This window comes from Streptomyces sp. NBC_01260 (assembly GCF_036226405.1).
GTDB classification, from domain to species: Bacteria; Actinomycetota; Actinomycetes; order Streptomycetales; family Streptomycetaceae; genus Streptomyces; species Streptomyces laculatispora.
Window position 1 is genome coordinate 3,420,596 of record NZ_CP108464.1, and the last position, 16,590, is coordinate 3,437,185.

The following is a 16,590-nucleotide window of genomic DNA, read 5'->3' on the forward strand; positions in this document are numbered from 1 at the left end:
AAGGTGGGCGAATCGCGCAAAGCGCTCTCGCTGTCCACGGCGGGAATGCATGCACGGTCTGCTGACTTTTCCTTCACACCGATGACATGTATCAGCTTATGGTCTATACCAGCTAGTGGTGAAGGGAGTCCGCCGTGCCACACCGAGTCGTCGTCCTCGCCCTCGATGGGCTGCTGCCCTTCGAACTGGGCATCCCCCAAAGGATATTCGGCCGTTCACTCGGATCCGAGCCGCTCAACCGGGGCCGCAAACTCTACGAAGTCGTGACCTGTTCGATCCGCCCGCCCGGCCGGGTCCGCACCGACGCGGACTTCACGATCACCGTCGAACACGGTCCGGAGGCCCTCGCCACCGCCGACACGGTGGTGATCCCCGCCAGCTACGAACTCGGCCCCGTCTACACCGAGGGACGGCTGACCGACGAACTCGCGGCCGCGTTCACCTACATCAGGCCCGGCACCCGGATGGTCTCCATCTGCACCGGTGGCTACGTCCTCGCCGCAGCCGGATACCTCGACGGCCGCCCCGCCACCACCCACTGGTCCTCCGCCGACCACTTCCAGAAGCTGTTCCCGGCGGTCCGGGTCGACCCCGACGTCCTGTTCATCGACGACGGGGACGTCCTGACCTCCGCCGGGGTCGCCGCCGGGATCGACCTCTGCCTGCACATCGTGCGCCGCGACCACGGCACCGCCGTCGCCAACGACGTCGCCCGGCGCACCGTCGTACCGCCGCACCGCGACGGCGGCCAGGCGCAGTACATCCAGCGCCCGGTCCCCGATGCCCAGATCGCCGGCACGACAGCCGCACGGGCCTGGGCGCTCGGACGGCTGGAACGGCCGATCCTGCTGCGCGACATGGCGCAACAGGAGTCGATGAGCGTACGGACGTTCACCCGCCGGTTCCGTGAGGAGGTCGGGATCAGCCCCGTCCAGTGGCTGACCCAGCAGCGGGTGGAACGAGCGCGTCAGCTGCTGGAGTCCACCGACCTGTCGATCGACCAGGTCGCCCGCGACGCCGGCTTCGGCACGCCCACCTCACTGCGGCAGCATCTCCAGGCGGCGCTGGGGGTGTCACCGACGATGTACCGCCGGACGTTCCGCGCGACGGTGGGAGACCGCTGCTAGCGACGTCCCCCCTGGATCCGGCCAGAACGTGCAGGTTCGAAGGGCCGACGATCGCCGTCGGCCCTTCGGCGCGTCACTGGACGCGGGGCTTCTTCTGTCCGCTGTCCGATTCGTCGTCGTCGTCGGATCCCGGGACATGGACGTCCAGCACGTTGATGTTGATCTCGACGACTTCCAGGCCCGTCATCGTCTCGACCGCGTCCGTCACGTGAGTGCGGATGTTCTTCGCGGCCTCCAGGATGGGGATGCCGTACTCCACGACGATGTCGACGTCGACGGCTGCCTGCTTCTCACCCACCTCCACCTTGACCCCGCGGCCGGGATCGTTGGAGCGGGACACCTTGTCCTTGACCGCCCCCAGCGCTCGCGAGGCGCCCCGGCCCACGGAGTGGATGCCGTCGGTCTCACGTACGGCTATACCCGCGATCGTCGAGACCACGGTGTCTGCGATGGTGGTCGTCCCACGGGTTCCCCCGTCTGAATTTCCCGTTCCCAGTGCGGTACCGCCGAGAGTGTCGTTCGTCGCCATGAGTGCCTCACACAGAGTTCCTACGTGAGGGGGCAGATCGGGGACGGCGGACGAATTCCGCTGCCCTGTGCCCCTCATTCCACTGTGCTCCGGAACCCCGCTGTCCGCCATTCGGCTGACGGTCGGCGGATCTCCGTCAGTCCCGGGGCAACAGCGTGCCGAGCGGGCCCAGGTCGAGGTTGAGGTCCTCCGGACGCACACCGTGCTGCTCGCACAGCTCTGTCATGCGCTGGTCGAGCAGCATGAGCGTGGTGCCGATCTCGTCCGTCTGCTCGTCGCTGAGGTCCCCCTGCTCGATGCGGCGAATCGCCTGGCGCTCCATCAGCTGACGCAGTAGCTCGACCACGGTGAGGACCAGGGTGACGAGGTCGCGCCCCATCTTCTCCGAGTCCAGGTCGACGCGTGAAGTCGTCACAACGGCCCTCCGTCCGCCCAGGGGGCGGGCACGCGTTCATTGACCGACGACAGCAGGGCGTGCAACGACACCCGTACCAGCGGGACATCGGCGATCGCGATGACCAGATCCCCGCTGACGACCACCCCGGTCGCCAGGACACGGTCCAGGAGGTCGACCAGCGGTACGCCGATGGGGCCGCAGAGAGGGCCGGGGTTGTCCCACGGAACGATGTCGCGCGCCACGGCTCACACCTCGCCGACGAAGGAGTAGGGGACCCAGGGGCCGGACAGCTCGATCTGCGCACCGGTCCGTTCGCGCAGGGCCTCCGCGAGCAGGGCCAGTTCCGCCGCCCGGTGCTCGGCCACCAGGTAGGTGGCGTTGAGGACCTGGACGCGGTGGTCGTCCCCGGCTGCCGCCGGGCCGTGCGTCCGGAGCCGCCGGGAGGCGGTGGCGACGCGGTTCATGTCCGCGTCCACAGCTTCGGCGACGCGCAGCGAGTCCTCCTGGCGCTGCTCGCGCCGGGCCTGCAGGTTCCTCTTGCGGTCGAGGTAGGCCCGGCCCGCTCCCGGAGCCGGACGGGACGGGCCCGCGGCTGCCTTCGGCTCCTCCGCCGGGCTGCTGTCGCGCTTCTGGGGGACGTGGGCCGCGTACACCTTCACTCCCCATTCGGCATGCCGCGCGATGCGCTTCAGCGCGGTGTGAAAGCGGGCCGACTCCTTGGTCAGCGCGAGCCTGGCGCTGTCCTCCCCGTGGTACAGCGTGGCCAGGGGCAGGGGAACGGTCGGCGCGTGGGCGGCCACCGCCGACACGACCTCGTGGTGGGCGCGGGCGTACCGTTCGAGTTCCGGCTCGTCCGCCAGACGTTCCTGCCAGGCCTCGTCCGTGAACTCAGCCGCTCGAACGGTCTGCACGATCGCCGTCAGGGCTCCGAACGACAGAGGACGTACGGGTGTCTCGCGCGTGACTCCGGGCACTCCGTCAAGAGGCAGCCGGTCCTCGGTCCGGCAGACCGCGTACACGTACATGGCATTCGCATCCGAAGCCCGGGGGCTGCGCTCCGTCATGTGCCTCTGTTCTCCCTCGGATCACTTCTCGGACGCGGACATGTCTTCGGACTTGGACTCAAGCGCGTCCAGGCGTGCGCGCAGTTCACGGTTCTCGTCCTCCAGGGCGTTCCGTGCCGCGTGGGAGCTGAGCGCCGGATCGGTCTCCCACCAGTCGATGCCGGCCTTCTTCGCGGTATCAACAGAAGCCACGAAGAGGCGCAGTCTGATCGTGAGCAACTCGATGTCGAGGAGGTCGATCTTGATGTCTCCGGCGATCACGATGCCCTTGTCGAGGACGCGCTCAAGGATGTCGGCGAGATTCGTGGTCTGCGGCCCGGAGGCAGGGTAGCCACCCTGCCTGAAGTCGAGATCAGTCACGACGAGCCTTTCGCGATGGCCGTTTGCCGCGGGCAGCCCGCTTCCGGGGAGGCGCGGCTTCCTCTTCTTCTTCCTCCTCCTCCGGTTCTTCCTGCTCTTCTTCTTCCTCTTCCTCTTCCTCCTCCGGTTCTTCCTCCTCCTCGTCCTCGTCGTCGTCTACCGGTTCCTCGTCGTCGTCGTAGTCCTCGTCCTCGTAGTCCTCGTCCTCGTCGTCCCCCTCCTCGCCGCCCTCCTCGTCCTCGTCCTCGTCCTCATAGCCGTCCTCGTCCTCGTTCTGGTTCTCCTCCTCTTCCATGGCGTCCTCGTGGGTCACCACGACCTCTCCGTCGCGGATCTCGCCGCGCCACCCCTCGGGCTCCTCCTCGGTGAGGGTGACGTAGCGCTGGAAGTGCTTGAAGTCCAGTCGCATACGGCGCCCCTGAGCGCGCCAGAGGTTGCCCGTCTTCTCGAAGAACCCGGACGGGTAGTACTCGACGACCAGGACGATGCGGGTGAGGCTCGGGGCCAGTTCGTGGAAGCTCACGGCGCCGCGCGTGGTGCCCTTCGCCCCCTCGGACGTCCAGACGATCCGTTCGTCGGGCACCTGTTCCTGAACGGTCGCCTTGAAGCTGCGCGAGGAGGGCCCGACCTTGACCTTCCAGTCGCTGGTCATCTCATCGCCCATCGAGACGTCACGCACGCCCTTGGCGAAGCTGCTGAACTGGTCGTACTGAGTCCAGTAGTCGTAAGCCGTACGCAGGGGCACGCCCACATCGAGCACCTCGATGATGTTCATGACCTTGCTGCCACTCGGCTTGCGCTTGCCCTTTCCTCCGCCGAAGGCCTCCTTGGCCTTGTCCACGACGTTGTCCTTGACACCCTTCGCCTTCTCCGAGACGAACGCCTTCACCGGCGAATCGCCCTTGAGGATGCGCGAACCCATCGCGGGAAGTTCTCCGCCGTTCTCGGCGACGTCGGTCAGCCGGCCCGTGACATCGGTCAGCTTCTCGCCCGCCTTCTCGGAGAGCTTGTCCACCTGGGCGCTGAGGAAGTTGGACAGCTCGCCACGGAGCCTGCCCATTCCCGTCTCTTCTTCCTCGCCCTCGTCTGCCTCGGGCTCCTTGTTCTCCGTCTTGGCCATGACGCGCTACCTCCGGCCGCTTGAACGCTTGGATGCGGTGCGCTTGCCCGGCGATGTCTTCTTCGCGGCCGTCTTCTTCGCCGCCGTCTTCTTCGCAGCGGTCTTCTTGGCCGCGGTCTTCTTGGCCGGGGGTGCCTTCTTCGCCGCGGTCTTCTTGGCGGCCGTCTTCTTCGCAGCGGTCTTCTTGGCCGGGGCCTTCTTGGCCGGGGCGGACTTCTTCGCTGCGGTCTTCTTCGCGGGAGCCGCCTTCTTCGCCGCGCTCTTCTTCGCCGCGCTCTTCTTCGCCCCGGAGTCCTTGTCAGCACCACTCCTGGCCGACCGGGACGGGGCCCGCCGGGAGGGCCGATGCCTCGGCTGCGGCTTCTCCGGCTCTTCCTCGGGCTCCTCTTCCTCCTCTTCCTCTTCCTCTTCCTCTTCCTCTTCCTCCTCACCCTCTTCCTCGTCTTCGCCCTCCTCGGGCTCCTCTTCCTCCTCTTCCTCGTCTTCCTCCTCTTCGCCTTCGGGCTCGTACTCTTCTTCGTCCTCGTACTCCGCGCCCTCGCCGTCCGGAGCCTCGTCGTACTCGTCCTCGTACTCGTCCTCGTACTCGTCCTCTTCGCCCTCGTCCTTCCGAGGTTCGATGAGACGGGCCGTGCGGTCGCTGATCGCATCGGCCAGCGAGCTCACGCCGCGGTTGGCCGCCGCGGTCATCGCCTTGCGCCCCGCGTCGAGGACCTCGCCCCTGAGCTGATTCTGCAGTTCCGCGAACTGGGGAACCTCTCCCAGCCGGCGCATGCCCTCCGCGGCGAGCTGACGGGGTTCCAGGCCGAACCGTCTGCCGGCCAGGTACGTCGCCACGGTCAGGGCAAGCCGCCCCTTCTTCGTCCGACCCAGCACATAGCCGCCCACTACTGCGGCGGCCAGGGTCACCTTGGCCTGGTCATCCATGAGCACGTCACCTCTGATCCATCCGTGCCGGGCCGACCCGTGCGGCGTGCAGCCGGTCAAGCAACCGTTCCTCTTGCCGTTCGAATTCCTCCAGGGTGATGTCGCCGGTCTCGTATTCCTGGTTGAGAAGGGCCAGTTGGGTTCGCAGTACGGCTGGGTCGTGCAGCTCCCGCTCAGCGGCGTCGTTGAGCTTCTCCGCCACCCAGACCACGCCGCGCACAGGCGCGATGGGAAGCGTGAGCAAGCCGGTGATCAGCCCCATGTCACACCCCGCCCACGAGCACGGAACGGGCCTCGGGCCCGACGAAGCTGTAGCAGGGCAGCGGACCGGCCAGGCGGAGCTCCACGTGGTCCCGGTGGGCGTCCGCGAAGTGCCGGGCGTTCGCCAGGAAGGCTTCACTGGCGCCGCGTTCGACGAGGAAGGACACGTTGAGCACGCAGCCCGGAACCTCAGGTCCTGCCGCGACGGCACGGGAGCCGGGGGTGAGTTCCCGCAGAACGCGCTGGCCGGCCGCTGTCGCCCTGCGGGCGAGCGCTGCGGCGACGGCTTCACCCAGCCGGAGACTGGCCTCGTAGCCGGGGCGCCTTCGCACCGCCTCGCGCAGCCGCCGTACGGTCTTGTCCTCGGCGACGAGAGCGGCCAGCGCGTTCTGCGCCGGAAGCGCTTTGACGTTGATCTCGAAGCGGCCGGACAACTGCTCCAGGGTGGCGGTGTGGTCGGCTTCGGCGCCGGCCAGTTGATGCAGGACGGTCTCTTCGTCCGGGGCGACCATGCCGAAGCGCATGGGCAGCACCGGCCCCTCGTCCGCCAGGCGCATCAGGAGTTCCTGGTGCGCCAGCAGGTCGCGGCGTCGCGCGCGCAATCCGGGCGCCGCATCGCTGACAACCGCGTCGAGCCCGCCCGTGGTGATGGTCCGCAGGACGGCGGGAGGGGACCCCACACCGCCGATGCCCTTCGGGAGCGCCGTGCCCGCGCGCATGACGGCGTAGACGTAGACCCCGTCGGCTGCCATGGTCATGCCGCCACGCGCCGGCGCCGGCTCTGGCTGCTGCGGGCAGGCGCTCGCCGCTTCTTCGGGCGTTCGTGCTGCTCGTCCTCGTCCTCGTCGTCGGACTTGTCGTCGCCGCCACCCACCGCCTTGCGCACGGTGTCACCCATGGTCTCGGCGGCTTTACGAACCTTGCGCTTGCCGACGGACTTGGCCACACCGCCACTGAGCAGCTCGGGGACGGTGGTGCTGCCGGAATCGCGTTCGAGGTCGAGCCTGTTGCAGGCCTCGGCGAACCGGAGGTACGTGTCCACGCTCGCGACGACGATGCGCGCGTCGATCTTCAGGATCTCGATGCCGACGAGCGACACCCGGATGAATACGTCGATCACCATGCCGCGGTCAAGAATCAATTCCAGTACGTCGTACAGCGTGCCGGCGCGCGGCGGGCAGGCCACTACCTCGTCGGAGTAAGTGGTCGCACTCATGGAATGTCCTTCCAGCAGGGGGAGCGAACACGATCATTCGTCGGCGGAACCCCGCCGGTACCGGCGGACCCGCTGGTATTCCAGGAGTTCGCCGGCCCGGTCGAGCTGCACCTCGTACGAGGCGAGGAGGCTTGTGGTGTCCGGGATCCGGGGCACTTCCAGGACGTCCACGACCACGCACCAGCCGTCGTCGGAATGTCTGACTGCGGACACACCCTCTGCGGGGTGACCGATGAGCCCCTCCAGGCTCCGACAGGCAGCCTTCGCCGCATGTTCCGGGCCTCGCGCGGGTGCCGCGCGGCGGGCGGTCGCCGTCTTTGCTTTCGCGGCGCGTGTGCGACGTTCTTCTGCCATAAGGCCAGTCTGGCGACTCCGGCCAGTCACGCATCTTGAGCGATGCCATCAGTGCTCGCGGGGCTCCGCACCGGGGTGCCGGAGAGGCCTCGCGGCGCTTCGGCACTCTTCCGCGGAACAGCCCACGTCCACCCGCCCCGCACCCGGGGAGTCAATGCGTTTCGCATATGAGCCCCCTGGAATCCGGGACCGGCGGACGCAGCCCGGGTAAAGCTCCCGGTACACGCTCCCGAGTTGTGGACAGCATCGATCCCGGCAGCCAGGATGCGACTGCCGGGATCGGCGCGGAGTGGAAGCGGTGTTACTCCTTGATGGCGTCCTTGGCCTTCTCCTTGGCCTGGCGCAGGTCACCCTTGGTTTCGTCGGCGCGCCCCTCGGCCTTCATGGACTCGTTGCCGACAGCGCCTCCGACGACCTTCTTGACCTTGCCCTCGACCTGTTCGCCCTTGGCCTGAGCCTTCTCATCCGCAGCCACAACGACTCACATCCTTCCGTATTCGATGAACGCGACATCCCACGTCTGGCCAGAACCCCTGCCACTCAAACCCCCGACTGTTGCCTCACGGAAATTATCGTGACGCAGGGTGGCGTAATCCACACAGCAGGGTGGCGGAACCCGCGCATAGGATCGGCAGGAGTGAACGGTCCGGACCGGGGAAGTCGTTGGCTCGGAGGTTGATAACAATGGTTCCTGTTCTTCTCGTTCTTCTGCTCGCCCTGATCCTTTTCGGCGCGGGTTTCGCACTCAAGATCCTTTGGTGGATCGCCGCCATCGTGCTGATCGTATGGCTGCTGGGCTTCGTCATCCGCCCTGCGGCGGGCGGCGGCAAGCGTGGCCGCTGGTACCGCTGGTAGACAGCGTTCAGCAGATTGATATGGGCGGGGTCCCGACGTGACTACGACGTCGGGACCCCGCCCGCTTTCACGCTCCCGCGAAGAAGAGAAAGGCGACAAGCGATCGTCCAGCTTTCTCCGAACCAAGGATGTGTAAGAGGAGAACGACGGGGCACGCGATGTTCCGAGAGCGCGTCACCGAACACCGGGAGACGCCTTCTCGACTCAAGGCCGACGCTTTTGAGTGAACCATCATTCCAATGAGGGAGCCGTTATATGAGTGACAACATCTGGGGCTATCAGCCGACCACCGGTTACACCGCGGGCGCCGACCTGACGGGGTACAAGGTGGAAGCGACCGATGGAAGCATCGGCAAGGTCGACAAGCACTCGGACGATGTCAACTCCGCCTACCTCGTGGTCGATACCGGTGTCTGGATCTTCGGCAAGCACGTTCTGCTGCCGGCCGGCACCGTGCGCACCATTGACGAGGCCGAGCGGAAGATCTTTGTCGACCTCACCAAGGACCAGATCAAGGACTCGCCCGAGTTCGACAAGGACAAGCATGTCGGGGACGCGGGGTACCACGAGCAGGTCGGCGGCTACTACCGGAGCCACCGCCGCTCCTGATCACACCGCACCACTTCACGACGTGGGGTCGGCCGGACCCGTTCCGGCCGACCCCACGTCGTCGCGCGCGGGCAGGCCCGTCCCGGCCCGGTCAGGCGGGATTCCGCCGTCTCGCGAGGCCGGAGGCCGCCAACCGCAGCCCGGCCCCTCAGAACACCAGCACCCCCCGTGCCACCCGCCCGTGGTGCGCGTCGTCCGCCGCCTTGGCGAAGTCCTCCACCGGGTAGGTCTCGGTGACGAGTTCGTCCAGCAGCAGCCGGCCCTCCCGGTACAGGTCCGCGTACAGGGCGATGTCCCGCTGCGGGCGCGAGGAGCCGTAGCGGCAGCCCAGGATCGACTTGTCCAGGAACATCGACGAGACCAGGAACGACGCCTCGGCCGTCGCCGCGGGCACGCCCAGCAGGATCGCCTGGCCGTGCCGGTCCAGCAGGTCGATCGCGGTACGGATCAGCTCGGTGCGGCCCACGCACTCGAAGACGTGGTCGGCGCCGCTCGGCAGGATCTCCCGGACGCGCTCGGCCGAGGTCAGGAAGTGGGTGGCGCCGAACTGCCGGGCCACCGCCTCCTTCTCCGGGTTGGAGTCGACCGCCACGATGGTCAGCGCCCCGGCGATCCGCGCCCCCTGGATCACATTGAGCCCGATACCGCCGGTGCCGATCACGACGACGCTCTCGCCGCGGTCGACCCTGGCCCGGTTCAGTACGGCTCCGACTCCCGTCAGCACCCCGCAGCCGATCAGGGCCGCCGAGGTGAGCGGCAGGTCCGCGGGGATCTTCACCGCCTGCACGGCCTTGACCAGGGTCCGTTCGGCGAACGCCGAATTGGACGCGAACTGGTACAGCGGCTTCCCGTCCCGCGAGAACGGCTGCCCCGGCATCCCGATCGCCTTGCGGCACATCGTCGGCCGGCCCCGGTCGCACTGGGCGCACGCGCCGCAGCTGGCCAGCGTGGACAGCGACACGTGGTCGCCGGGCGCCACATGGCTCACGCCCGCGCCGACCGCCTCGACCACGCCCGCGCCCTCGTGCCCGAGCACCACCGGCAGCGGGAACGGTATCGTCCCGTCGATCACCGACAGATCGCTGTGGCAGAGGCCTGCCGCGGCCACCGCGACCAGCACCTCGCCGGGACCCGGATCACGTATCTCCAGATCGTCGACGACCTCGGTCCGCTTGCCGTCGAAGACGACGCCTCTCATCTCGGCTCCCTCGGTAGGCCGAGCACGCGCTCGGCGATGATGTTCCGCTGGATCTCGTCCGAGCCGCCGTAAATGGTGTCGGACCGGGTGAACAGGAACAGGCGCTGTACCTCGTCGAGTTCGTACGGTGAACCGGGCGACCAGTCCCGGGGGCCGACTGCTCCGGCCGCGCCCCTGATCTCCACGGCCAGTTCGCCCAGGCGCTTGTGCCAGCCGCCCCAGAGCAGTTTCGCGACGCTGGGCACGCCGGGGTCGGTGGTGGTGCCGAGGGTGCGCAGGGCGTTCCAGCGCATCGTCCTCAGCTCGGCCCACTGGCGGACGAGCCGTTCGCGCAGGACCGGATCACCGGCGGCGCCGCTGTCGACGGCGGCCCGGACCACGCGGTCCAGCTCCGCGGCGAACCCGATCTGCTGGACGAGCGTGGAGACGCCGCGCTCCAGGGCCAGCAGGCCCATGGCGACGGCCCAGCCGTTGCCCTCGCCGCCGACCACCTCCTCGGCGTGCGCGCCGTCGAAGTAGACCTCGTTGAACTCGCTGGTCCCCGACATCTGCCGGATCGGCCGCACCTCGATCCGGCCCGGCTGGTCCATCGGTACCAGCAGGAACGACAGGCCGTGGTGGCGCCGCGAACCGGGCTCGGTGCGGGCCAGGACGAAGCACCAGTCGGCGTCCCGGGCGAGCGAGGTCCAGATCTTCTGGCCCGTTACGCGGTGCCCGCCGCGCTCCGGATCGCGTACGGCGGCCGTCCGCACCCCGGCGAGGTCGGATCCGGCGTCCGGCTCGCTGTACCCCTGGCACCACAGGGTCTCGCCGCGCGCGATGGGCGGCAGGAAGCGGCGCCGCTGCTCCTGGCTGCCGTACGCGATGAGGGTCGGAGCGAGCAGGTTCTCGCCGATGTGGCCGACCCGGGCGGGGGCGCGGAGGCGGGCGTACTCCTCGGCCCAGACGACCTGCTGGGTGAGGGTGGCCCGGCGGTTGCCGTGCGCCTCAGCGCCGACCGCCTCGCCGCCGCGCGCCTCACCGCTGCCCTCCCAGCCGAGGCCGATCCAGCCGCCGCCGCCCAGTTCGCGCTCCCAGGCGCGCCGGACCGCGACGCCCTCGTGCTCGCTGCCCGGACCGCCGGTGCCGGCGGCCGCCGCGTACTCGCCGACGAGGTGGGCCTCCAGCCAGGTGCGGGCTTCCTCGCGGAACGTGGCGTCGTCGGGGCCGAAGGTGAAGTCCACGCTGCCTCCTGTCGGTACGGGGCGCACGGTGGACCCGTCCGCCACTTCACGCCTACGCCTACGCCTCCAGGACCGGCGCCCACTTCAAGCCCGTCCGGCGCTTGAGGACCGGGGTCCGGGGCAGCGCCCCGGCGACGGTCCCGCGCGCCCGGCAACCGCCGGCCCCGCCTCCGGACAAGCCCCCTCACGCATTCGGCCGCTTCGCGGCACGCGCCGCCTCCGCCATCTCCTCCAACTGCGCCAGCATCGGCATCGGGTCCGTCCCCACCGTCCCCGGCAGGAAGTCCGCGATGCGTTCCGGGGTCCACGCCGCCCCCTCCGCGTACCCCGCGCGCAGCTCCCTCGGCTGGGCCCAGACCGCGATCTTCGGGCCCGCGATCGTGTACACCTGGCCGGTGATCCTCTCGGCGCGGGCCCGCTCGCTGAGCAGGTAGACGACGAGCGCCGCCACGTCCTCAGGCTCGCCGATCTCCTTGAGCTCCATGGGGACATTGGCGGACATCCGGGTACGCGCCACCGGAGCGACCGCGTTCGCCGTGACGCCGTACTTGTGCAGGCCCAGCGCCGCACTGCGGACCAGCGAGATGATCCCGCCCTTCGCGGCGCTGTAGTTCGCCTGCGCCACGCTCCCCTGGTGGTTGCCGCTGGTGAAGCCGATCAGCGTGCCCGCGCCCTCCTGCTTGCGCATCACCGCGGACGCGGCCCGGAAGACGGTGAACGTGCCCTTGAGGTGGGTGGCGATCACGGGGTCCCACTCCTCCTCGGACATGTTGAACAGCATCCGTTCACGCAGGATGCCGGCCACGCACACCACCCCGTCGATGCGCCCGAACCGTGCCAGCGCGGTGTCCACGACCCGCTGCCCGCCGGCCATGGTGGAGATGTCGTCCGCCACCGCGACCGCTTCGCCGCCCGCCGCCACGATCTCCTTGACGACGGACTCGGCTATCTCGCTGGCGGGTTCGCCGCCCTCTATCGAGACGCCGTAGTCGTTGACCACGACGCCGGCCCCCTCGGCCGCCGCGGCGAGCGCGACGGCCCGCCCGATGCCTCGTCCGGCACCCGTGACGGCCACCACTTTGCCTGCCAAGAAGTTCCCCATGCCCGGCCCCTTCCCGCGGTTTCTGACGGACCGTTAGATTCTATGGGTCATCAGGTCCACCGGCACAAGCCCCAGGAGGCTCCATGTCACTGCCGGACGAGTTCCACGACATCGCCAAGCGCGTGAACAACTGGGGCCGCTGGGGCGCGGACGACGAGATCGGGACGCTCAACCTCATCACCGACGAGGTCGTACGGGAGGCGGCGGCCACCGTCCGCACCGGGCAGCGGGTAGCGCTCGCGCTGCCGCTCCAGCAGGACGGCGTGCAGAGCGGGCTGATCCAGGGGCGGATCAATCCGCTGCACACCATGGTCCAGATCAATCAGGAACTGTTCGGTCCCGGCACCGTCGCCACCAGCGACGACAGCGCGGTCCTGAGCCTCCAGACCGCCACCCACTGGGACGCCCTCACCCATGTCTCGCACTCGGGGAAGATCTACAACGGCCGCCCGGCCGACACCATCACCGCCCACGAGGGCGCGCGGTTCAGCGGCATCGAGAAGGCCCCGCACATCGTCTCGCGCGGGGTGCTGCTCGATGTGGCCCGCGCCCACGGGGTGGACCGGCTGCCCGGCGGCCACGCCGTCACCCCCGAGGACCTGGAGGCGGCCGAGGAACTGGCCGGGGTCCGGGTGCGGGCCGGTGACATCGTGCTCGTACGGACCGGGCAGGTGCAGGTCTATCTGGCCGGGGACAAGAACGCGTACGGCTATCCGTCACCGGGGCTGTCGATCCGGACGCCCGAGTGGTTCCGGGCCCGGGATGTGGCCGCGGTCGCCAATGACACGCTGACCTTCGAGATCTTCCCGCCGGAGATCGAGGACCTGTGGCTGGGGGTGCACGCGCTGGACCTGGTCGAGATGGGCATGCTGCAGGGCCAGAACTGGAACCTGGAAAAGTTGTCCACAGCGTGTGCGGAATCGAGCCGCTACGGCTTCCTGCTCTCCGCCATGCCGGAGCCCTTCGTGGGAGCCACCGGCACACCGGTCGCCCCGGTCGCGGTCTTCTGAGGAGCGACCGCGGCAGAACCGGGCCGGCGCAGGGCCGGGCCCCGCACCGCCGGAACCGGCGCTCCTGACGAACCTACGCGCGATGGGTGACCGCGTGCGACGCCTCGTACGCGGCGCCCGCCTCGCGCCCGCCGGCGTCGCAGCCGCCGGTGTCGCACGGGGCGGCGCCGTGCGCGCCCGCCCCTTGGGCGCAGGGCTGCATCTGCACCTGGATCAGCGGGATGCCCCGGTCCACCTCGCACCAGATGCGCTTGCCGGCGCCCTCCGGCTGCCAGCCCCAGCGGTCGGCCAGTCCGTCGACCAGCTCCAGGCCCCGGCCGCCGGTGTCCTCGCCCTCCGCGTGCCGCTGCTGCGGCGGACGGCAGCTGGTGTCGGCCACCTCGACCCGTACGGTCCCGGCGTTACCCGGCGCTCCCGTCGAGCCGAACAGCATCCGCAGCACGGCCGGACAGCCGGTGTGCACGACCGCGTTGGTGACCAGCTCCGAGATCAGCAGGATGAGCGTCTCGGCCAGCGGCTCGTCGTCTCCTATCCCGGACCCGACCAGCCTCGAACGCGCCCATCTGCGGGCCCGGCCGACCTCTGCGGGGTCGGCCCCGACCTCCAACTGAACCTGAAGCACCTGCACCGCTCACACCATCCGAACCGGCGGACACATCGCCTCGCGCCTCCTCAGGGTCACGGAACGTGATTCCCTTACGAGACAGCATGGTTGACGTACAGTCACCGCAACAAGCGCTTCGGGCATATTCCAGCGCGAAGGAGTACGCGTGGTGCATACTGTGCGACGCACGTTGCGGAGAGTCGAACAGAGGCGCTCGGAGACCGCGGAAACCCTGAAAATCGTTTCCCCGGCAGGCCCGGCCCCTCTGTGTGGATCACGAGCAGGGCACCTCTCGCGGACCGGAGCAGCCGTACAGGCCACATCCGGATCGCCAGGTTCCAGAACCACTCGCATCCAACGGAGCGTACCCGAGCCCGGCGCCGACTCCACCCCGTGACGAATCACGCAAAGGACACAAGCCGGTATCGGCGCATACCGGCTGCACTGTGTTACTCCGCAGCGTGAACCTCAGGGGTCCGTCGCGTCACACGCACGCAGCGGGCGCCCGGCCGCCCGGGGTCAGGCCAGATCGGCGGCCAGCACCTCCTCCGCGTCCGCCGCCGTCAGCCACTGCCCGGACCGCAGCCAGGCCCGCTTGAGGTGCAGATGGACATCCGCCTCCCAGGTGAAGCCCATGCCGCCGTGCACCTGGAGGCAGTCGCGGGCATTGCCGACGGCCGCGTCGTCGGCGAGCAGCTTGGCCCCGGCGATCTCCACCGGGTCCGCGGTCACGGCGGCCGCGTAGACGGCGGTACGGGCCGTCTCGGCGCGCACCAGCATTCCGGCGCACAGATGCTTGACCGCCTGGAAGGCCCCGATCGGCGCTCCGAACTGTTCGCGTTCACCGGCGTGTTGAACCGCCGCCTCCAGGCTGCGGGCGGCACTGCCGAGCTGTTCGGCGGCGGTCAGCAGGGCGCCCTCGCGGCGCAGCCGCGCCCCTTCCGGCAGCGGTTCGCCGTCGTGCGCGGCCAGGTCCGGCACCCGCCACAGGGGGGTGCCCGGGTCGAGCGACCGCACGGGCCGGGCCTCCCGCAGGACCTGCCGCAGCGCCCCGCCGGTCAGCACCCGTGCCCGGTCCCCGTCCAGGACCAGCAGCGCGTCGGCCTGCGCCAGGTGCCCCACCGGCCGCCCGGCCTCCGCCAGCGCCACCACGGCCTCGCCCTCCGCCGCCCCCTTCACCACGCCCGCGGCGAGCTCGGTGGCGGCCAGGGGGCCCGGCAGGAGGGACCGCCCGATCTCATCGAACATGAGTACGGATTCGGGCAGGCCGAGCCCGACGCCGCCCGCCGTCCCGGGCAGCCGCAGCGCGAAGAGGCCGGCCGCGCCGAGCTCCCGCCACAGCTCACGGCCGACGCCCCCGCCCCCGTCGAGCGTGGCCCGCATCCGGTCCCTGGCGAACCGGCCGGCGAGCAGTTCCCGTATCCCCGTCCGCAGGGCCCGCTGGTCCTCCGAGAGCCGGAAGTCCACTGTCCGCTCACCGCCCCTTCGGCAGGCCGAGAATCCGCTCGGCGACGATGTTCCGCTGGATCTGCGAGGTACCGGCCGCGATCGTGTACGAGAGCGAGGAGAGCCGGTCCAGCACCCACTCCCGGTCCAGGTCGAGGGCGTCGCCCGCCCCGAGCACCTCGGCCGCCGCCTCGTACAGCTCCTGGCGGGCGTGCGAGTAGCGCAGCTTGAAGACCGAGCCGCCGGTACCGGGGACTCCGCCGGTGCTCTGCGCCTCGCTGACGTTCCACTGGGTGAGCCGCCACAGCGCCCGGAACTCGGCGTTCAGCCTGCCCAGCCTCCGGCGCAGGACCGCGTCGTCCCAGCGCCCGCTGCGCCGCGCCTCGGCCGCCAGGGCGTCCAGGGTGCGGCGGCAGGCGACGACCTCGCCCACGAAGGCCGTACCCCGCTCGAAGGAGAGGGTGACCATGGTGACCCGCCAGCCGTCGTTCTCCTCGCCGACGCGATGCGAGACGGGCACCCGCACCTCGTCGAGGAACATCTCGGCGAATTCCGTCGACCCGGCGAGTGTGCGCAGCGGCCGCACGGTGACGCCCGGAGCGTCCATCCGCATCGCGAGCCAGCTGATCCCGCGATGCCTGGGCGCCGCCGGGTCGGTGCGCACCAGCAGCTCGCACCAGTCGGCGACCTCCGCGTGCGAGGTCCAGATCTTCTGCCCGCTCACCACGTAGTCGTCACCGTCGCGCACCGCCCGGGTCCGCAGCGAGGCCAGGTCCGAGCCCGCCTCCGGTTCGCTGAACCCCTGGCACCAGACCTCGTCGCCGCGCAGCACCGGCGGCAGCCAGCGGGCCCGCTGCGCGGCGGTGCCCTCGGCGGCGATGGTGGGCCCGGCGTGCAGCAGCCCGACGAAGTTCGCCCCGACGTAGGGCGCCCCGGCGCGCTCCGTCTCCTCCAGGAAGATCAGGTGCTGGGTCGGGGTGGCGCCCCGGCCGCCCGCGTCGGCGGGCCAGTGCAGGCCCGCGTAGCCGGCGTCGTACAGCAGCCGCTGCCAGCCGGTGTCGTACGCCCGCCGCCCCGGCCAGTCGCCGGGGTCCGGCCTGCCGGGCAGCCCGGGGAGCGCCGAGGCCAGCCACTCCCGCAGCCGCGCCCGGAACTCCTCCTCCTCATCCGTGTACGAGAGGTCCACCG

General features: G+C 69.8%; 22 protein-coding genes. 4 read left to right on the plus strand and 18 right to left on the minus strand.

All coding sequences use genetic code 11. From position 1 onward, the window contains the following. The first annotated feature begins 134 nt into the window (after positions 1–134). Positions 135–1,127 carry a GlxA family transcriptional regulator gene (locus OG322_RS14935; RefSeq protein ID WP_266411254.1) on the plus strand — a complete coding sequence of 331 codons (993 nt, stop codon included), beginning with the start codon at positions 135–137 and terminating at the stop codon, positions 1,125–1,127. Between the two features lie 73 nt (positions 1,128–1,200). Here the strand turns inward: OG322_RS14935 and OG322_RS14940 are convergent, their stop codons facing one another. The 12 genes from OG322_RS14940 to OG322_RS14995 form a co-directional block, all read right to left on the minus strand. Continuing rightward, positions 1,201–1,656 (minus strand): Asp23/Gls24 family envelope stress response protein, encoded by a 456-nt coding sequence (locus OG322_RS14940; protein WP_266411256.1) that lies wholly within the window; start codon positions 1,654–1,656, stop codon positions 1,201–1,203. 136 nt (positions 1,657–1,792) lie between these two features. Beyond that, positions 1,793–2,071: a gas vesicle protein K gene (locus OG322_RS14945; protein WP_123460934.1), complete on the minus strand. Its 279-nt coding sequence runs from the start codon at positions 2,069–2,071 to the stop codon at positions 1,793–1,795. Continuing rightward, on the minus strand, positions 2,068–2,295 hold the full coding sequence (locus OG322_RS14950; RefSeq protein ID WP_123460933.1) for a gas vesicle protein: 228 nt from the start codon (positions 2,293–2,295) through the stop codon (positions 2,068–2,070). The genes OG322_RS14945 and OG322_RS14950 overlap by 4 nt, the downstream gene beginning before the upstream one ends. 3 nt (positions 2,296–2,298) lie before the next feature. Continuing rightward, the gene (locus tag OG322_RS14955; protein WP_266411258.1) at positions 2,299–3,117 is read right to left on the minus strand and encodes a GvpL/GvpF family gas vesicle protein; all 819 of its coding nucleotides are present in this window, start codon (positions 3,115–3,117) and stop codon (positions 2,299–2,301) included. Positions 3,118–3,138: 21 nt separating this feature from the next. Next, positions 3,139–3,477 (minus strand): gas vesicle protein, encoded by a 339-nt coding sequence (locus tag OG322_RS14960; protein ID WP_123460931.1) that lies wholly within the window; start codon positions 3,475–3,477, stop codon positions 3,139–3,141. Further along, complete coding sequence (locus tag OG322_RS14965; protein ID WP_124284737.1) at positions 3,470–4,597, minus strand: SRPBCC family protein; 1,128 nt, start codon at positions 4,595–4,597, stop codon at positions 3,470–3,472. The genes OG322_RS14960 and OG322_RS14965 overlap by 8 nt, the downstream gene beginning before the upstream one ends. 6 nt (positions 4,598–4,603) lie before the next feature. Further along, a complete protein-coding gene (locus OG322_RS14970; RefSeq protein WP_329306520.1) occupies positions 4,604–5,524 on the minus strand; it encodes a histone protein in 921 nt (306 codons plus the stop codon). Positions 5,525–5,531: 7 nt separating this feature from the next. After that, positions 5,532–5,786, minus strand: coding sequence for a gas vesicle protein GvpG (locus OG322_RS14975; RefSeq protein WP_123460929.1), 255 nt, complete (start codon positions 5,784–5,786; stop codon positions 5,532–5,534). A gap of 1 nt (position 5,787) precedes the next feature. Further along, a complete protein-coding gene (locus OG322_RS14980; RefSeq protein ID WP_123460928.1) occupies positions 5,788–6,537 on the minus strand; it encodes a GvpL/GvpF family gas vesicle protein in 750 nt (249 codons plus the stop codon). Between the two features lie 2 nt (positions 6,538–6,539). After that, positions 6,540–7,001, minus strand: coding sequence for a gas vesicle structural protein GvpA (locus tag OG322_RS14985; RefSeq protein ID WP_123460927.1), 462 nt, complete (start codon positions 6,999–7,001; stop codon positions 6,540–6,542). Positions 7,002–7,034: 33 nt separating this feature from the next. Continuing rightward, a complete protein-coding gene (locus tag OG322_RS14990) occupies positions 7,035–7,355 on the minus strand; it encodes a gas vesicle protein GvpO (RefSeq protein ID WP_123460926.1) in 321 nt (106 codons plus the stop codon). 301 nt (positions 7,356–7,656) lie between these two features. Continuing rightward, positions 7,657–7,830, minus strand: a complete 174-nt coding sequence (locus tag OG322_RS14995) for a CsbD family protein (RefSeq protein WP_123460925.1) — start codon at positions 7,828–7,830, stop codon at positions 7,657–7,659. A gap of 209 nt (positions 7,831–8,039) precedes the next feature. On the opposite strand from OG322_RS14995, the gene OG322_RS15000 reads away from it, so the two are divergent. Continuing rightward, positions 8,040–8,210, plus strand: coding sequence for a hydrophobic protein (locus tag OG322_RS15000; protein WP_123460924.1), 171 nt, complete (start codon positions 8,040–8,042; stop codon positions 8,208–8,210). Positions 8,211–8,465: 255 nt separating this feature from the next. Further along, positions 8,466–8,819 carry a PRC-barrel domain-containing protein gene (locus OG322_RS15005; RefSeq protein WP_123460923.1) on the plus strand — a complete coding sequence of 118 codons (354 nt, stop codon included), beginning with the start codon at positions 8,466–8,468 and terminating at the stop codon, positions 8,817–8,819. Between the two features lie 148 nt (positions 8,820–8,967). Here OG322_RS15005 and OG322_RS15010 read toward each other — a convergent pair whose 3' ends face one another. From OG322_RS15010 to OG322_RS15020, 3 genes are all read right to left on the minus strand, one after another. After that, positions 8,968–10,017, minus strand: a complete 1,050-nt coding sequence (locus OG322_RS15010) for a Zn-dependent alcohol dehydrogenase (RefSeq protein WP_123460922.1) — start codon at positions 10,015–10,017, stop codon at positions 8,968–8,970. Further along, positions 10,014–11,240: an acyl-CoA dehydrogenase family protein gene (locus OG322_RS15015; RefSeq protein WP_123460921.1), complete on the minus strand. Its 1,227-nt coding sequence runs from the start codon at positions 11,238–11,240 to the stop codon at positions 10,014–10,016. Before OG322_RS15015 ends, OG322_RS15010 begins: the two co-directional genes overlap by 4 nt. A gap of 184 nt (positions 11,241–11,424) precedes the next feature. After that, positions 11,425–12,342: an SDR family oxidoreductase gene (locus OG322_RS15020; RefSeq protein ID WP_124284735.1), complete on the minus strand. Its 918-nt coding sequence runs from the start codon at positions 12,340–12,342 to the stop codon at positions 11,425–11,427. Between the two features lie 83 nt (positions 12,343–12,425). Between OG322_RS15020 and OG322_RS15025 the strand changes: the two genes are divergently transcribed. Beyond that, positions 12,426–13,352, plus strand: a complete 927-nt coding sequence (locus OG322_RS15025) for a cyclase family protein (RefSeq protein WP_123460919.1) — start codon at positions 12,426–12,428, stop codon at positions 13,350–13,352. A 73-nt stretch (positions 13,353–13,425) separates the two neighbouring features. On the opposite strand, the gene OG322_RS15030 is transcribed toward OG322_RS15025, so the two are convergent. From OG322_RS15030 to OG322_RS15040, 3 genes are all read right to left on the minus strand, one after another. Beyond that, positions 13,426–13,980, minus strand: a complete 555-nt coding sequence (locus tag OG322_RS15030; protein WP_241200103.1) for an ATP-binding protein — start codon at positions 13,978–13,980, stop codon at positions 13,426–13,428. Positions 13,981–14,475: 495 nt separating this feature from the next. Continuing rightward, positions 14,476–15,423 (minus strand): acyl-CoA dehydrogenase family protein, encoded by a 948-nt coding sequence (locus OG322_RS15035; protein WP_329306521.1) that lies wholly within the window; start codon positions 15,421–15,423, stop codon positions 14,476–14,478. Between the two features lie 7 nt (positions 15,424–15,430). Continuing rightward, positions 15,431–16,588: an acyl-CoA dehydrogenase gene (locus OG322_RS15040; protein ID WP_124284733.1), complete on the minus strand. Its 1,158-nt coding sequence runs from the start codon at positions 16,586–16,588 to the stop codon at positions 15,431–15,433. Between the last annotated feature and the right edge of the window lie 2 nt (positions 16,589–16,590).

Bases quoted from the DNA above. Each gene is read 5' to 3' on its own strand.
- OG322_RS14965 (WP_124284737.1), bottom strand. From the start codon at position 4,597: ATGGCCAAGACGGAGAACAAGGAGCCCGAGGCAGACGAGGGCGAGGAA.
- OG322_RS14970 (WP_329306520.1), bottom strand. From the start codon at position 5,524: ATGGATGACCAGGCCAAGGTGACCCTGGCCGCCGCAGTAGTGGGCGGC.
- OG322_RS14990 (WP_123460926.1), bottom strand. From the start codon at position 7,355: ATGGCAGAAGAACGTCGCACACGCGCCGCGAAAGCAAAGACGGCGACC.
- OG322_RS15025 (WP_123460919.1), top strand. From the start codon at position 12,426: ATGTCACTGCCGGACGAGTTCCACGACATCGCCAAGCGCGTGAACAAC.
- OG322_RS14975 (WP_123460929.1), bottom strand. From the start codon at position 5,786: ATGGGGCTGATCACCGGCTTGCTCACGCTTCCCATCGCGCCTGTGCGC.
- OG322_RS15010 (WP_123460922.1), bottom strand. From the start codon at position 10,017: ATGAGAGGCGTCGTCTTCGACGGCAAGCGGACCGAGGTCGTCGACGAT.
- OG322_RS15005 (WP_123460923.1), top strand. From the start codon at position 8,466: ATGAGTGACAACATCTGGGGCTATCAGCCGACCACCGGTTACACCGCG.
- OG322_RS14980 (WP_123460928.1), bottom strand. From the start codon at position 6,537: ATGGCAGCCGACGGGGTCTACGTCTACGCCGTCATGCGCGCGGGCACG.
- OG322_RS15020 (WP_124284735.1), bottom strand. From the start codon at position 12,342: ATGGGGAACTTCTTGGCAGGCAAAGTGGTGGCCGTCACGGGTGCCGGA.
- OG322_RS14985 (WP_123460927.1), bottom strand. From the start codon at position 7,001: ATGAGTGCGACCACTTACTCCGACGAGGTAGTGGCCTGCCCGCCGCGC.
- OG322_RS14955 (WP_266411258.1), bottom strand. From the start codon at position 3,117: ATGACGGAGCGCAGCCCCCGGGCTTCGGATGCGAATGCCATGTACGTG.
- OG322_RS14940 (WP_266411256.1), bottom strand. From the start codon at position 1,656: ATGGCGACGAACGACACTCTCGGCGGTACCGCACTGGGAACGGGAAAT.
- OG322_RS15000 (WP_123460924.1), top strand. From the start codon at position 8,040: ATGGTTCCTGTTCTTCTCGTTCTTCTGCTCGCCCTGATCCTTTTCGGC.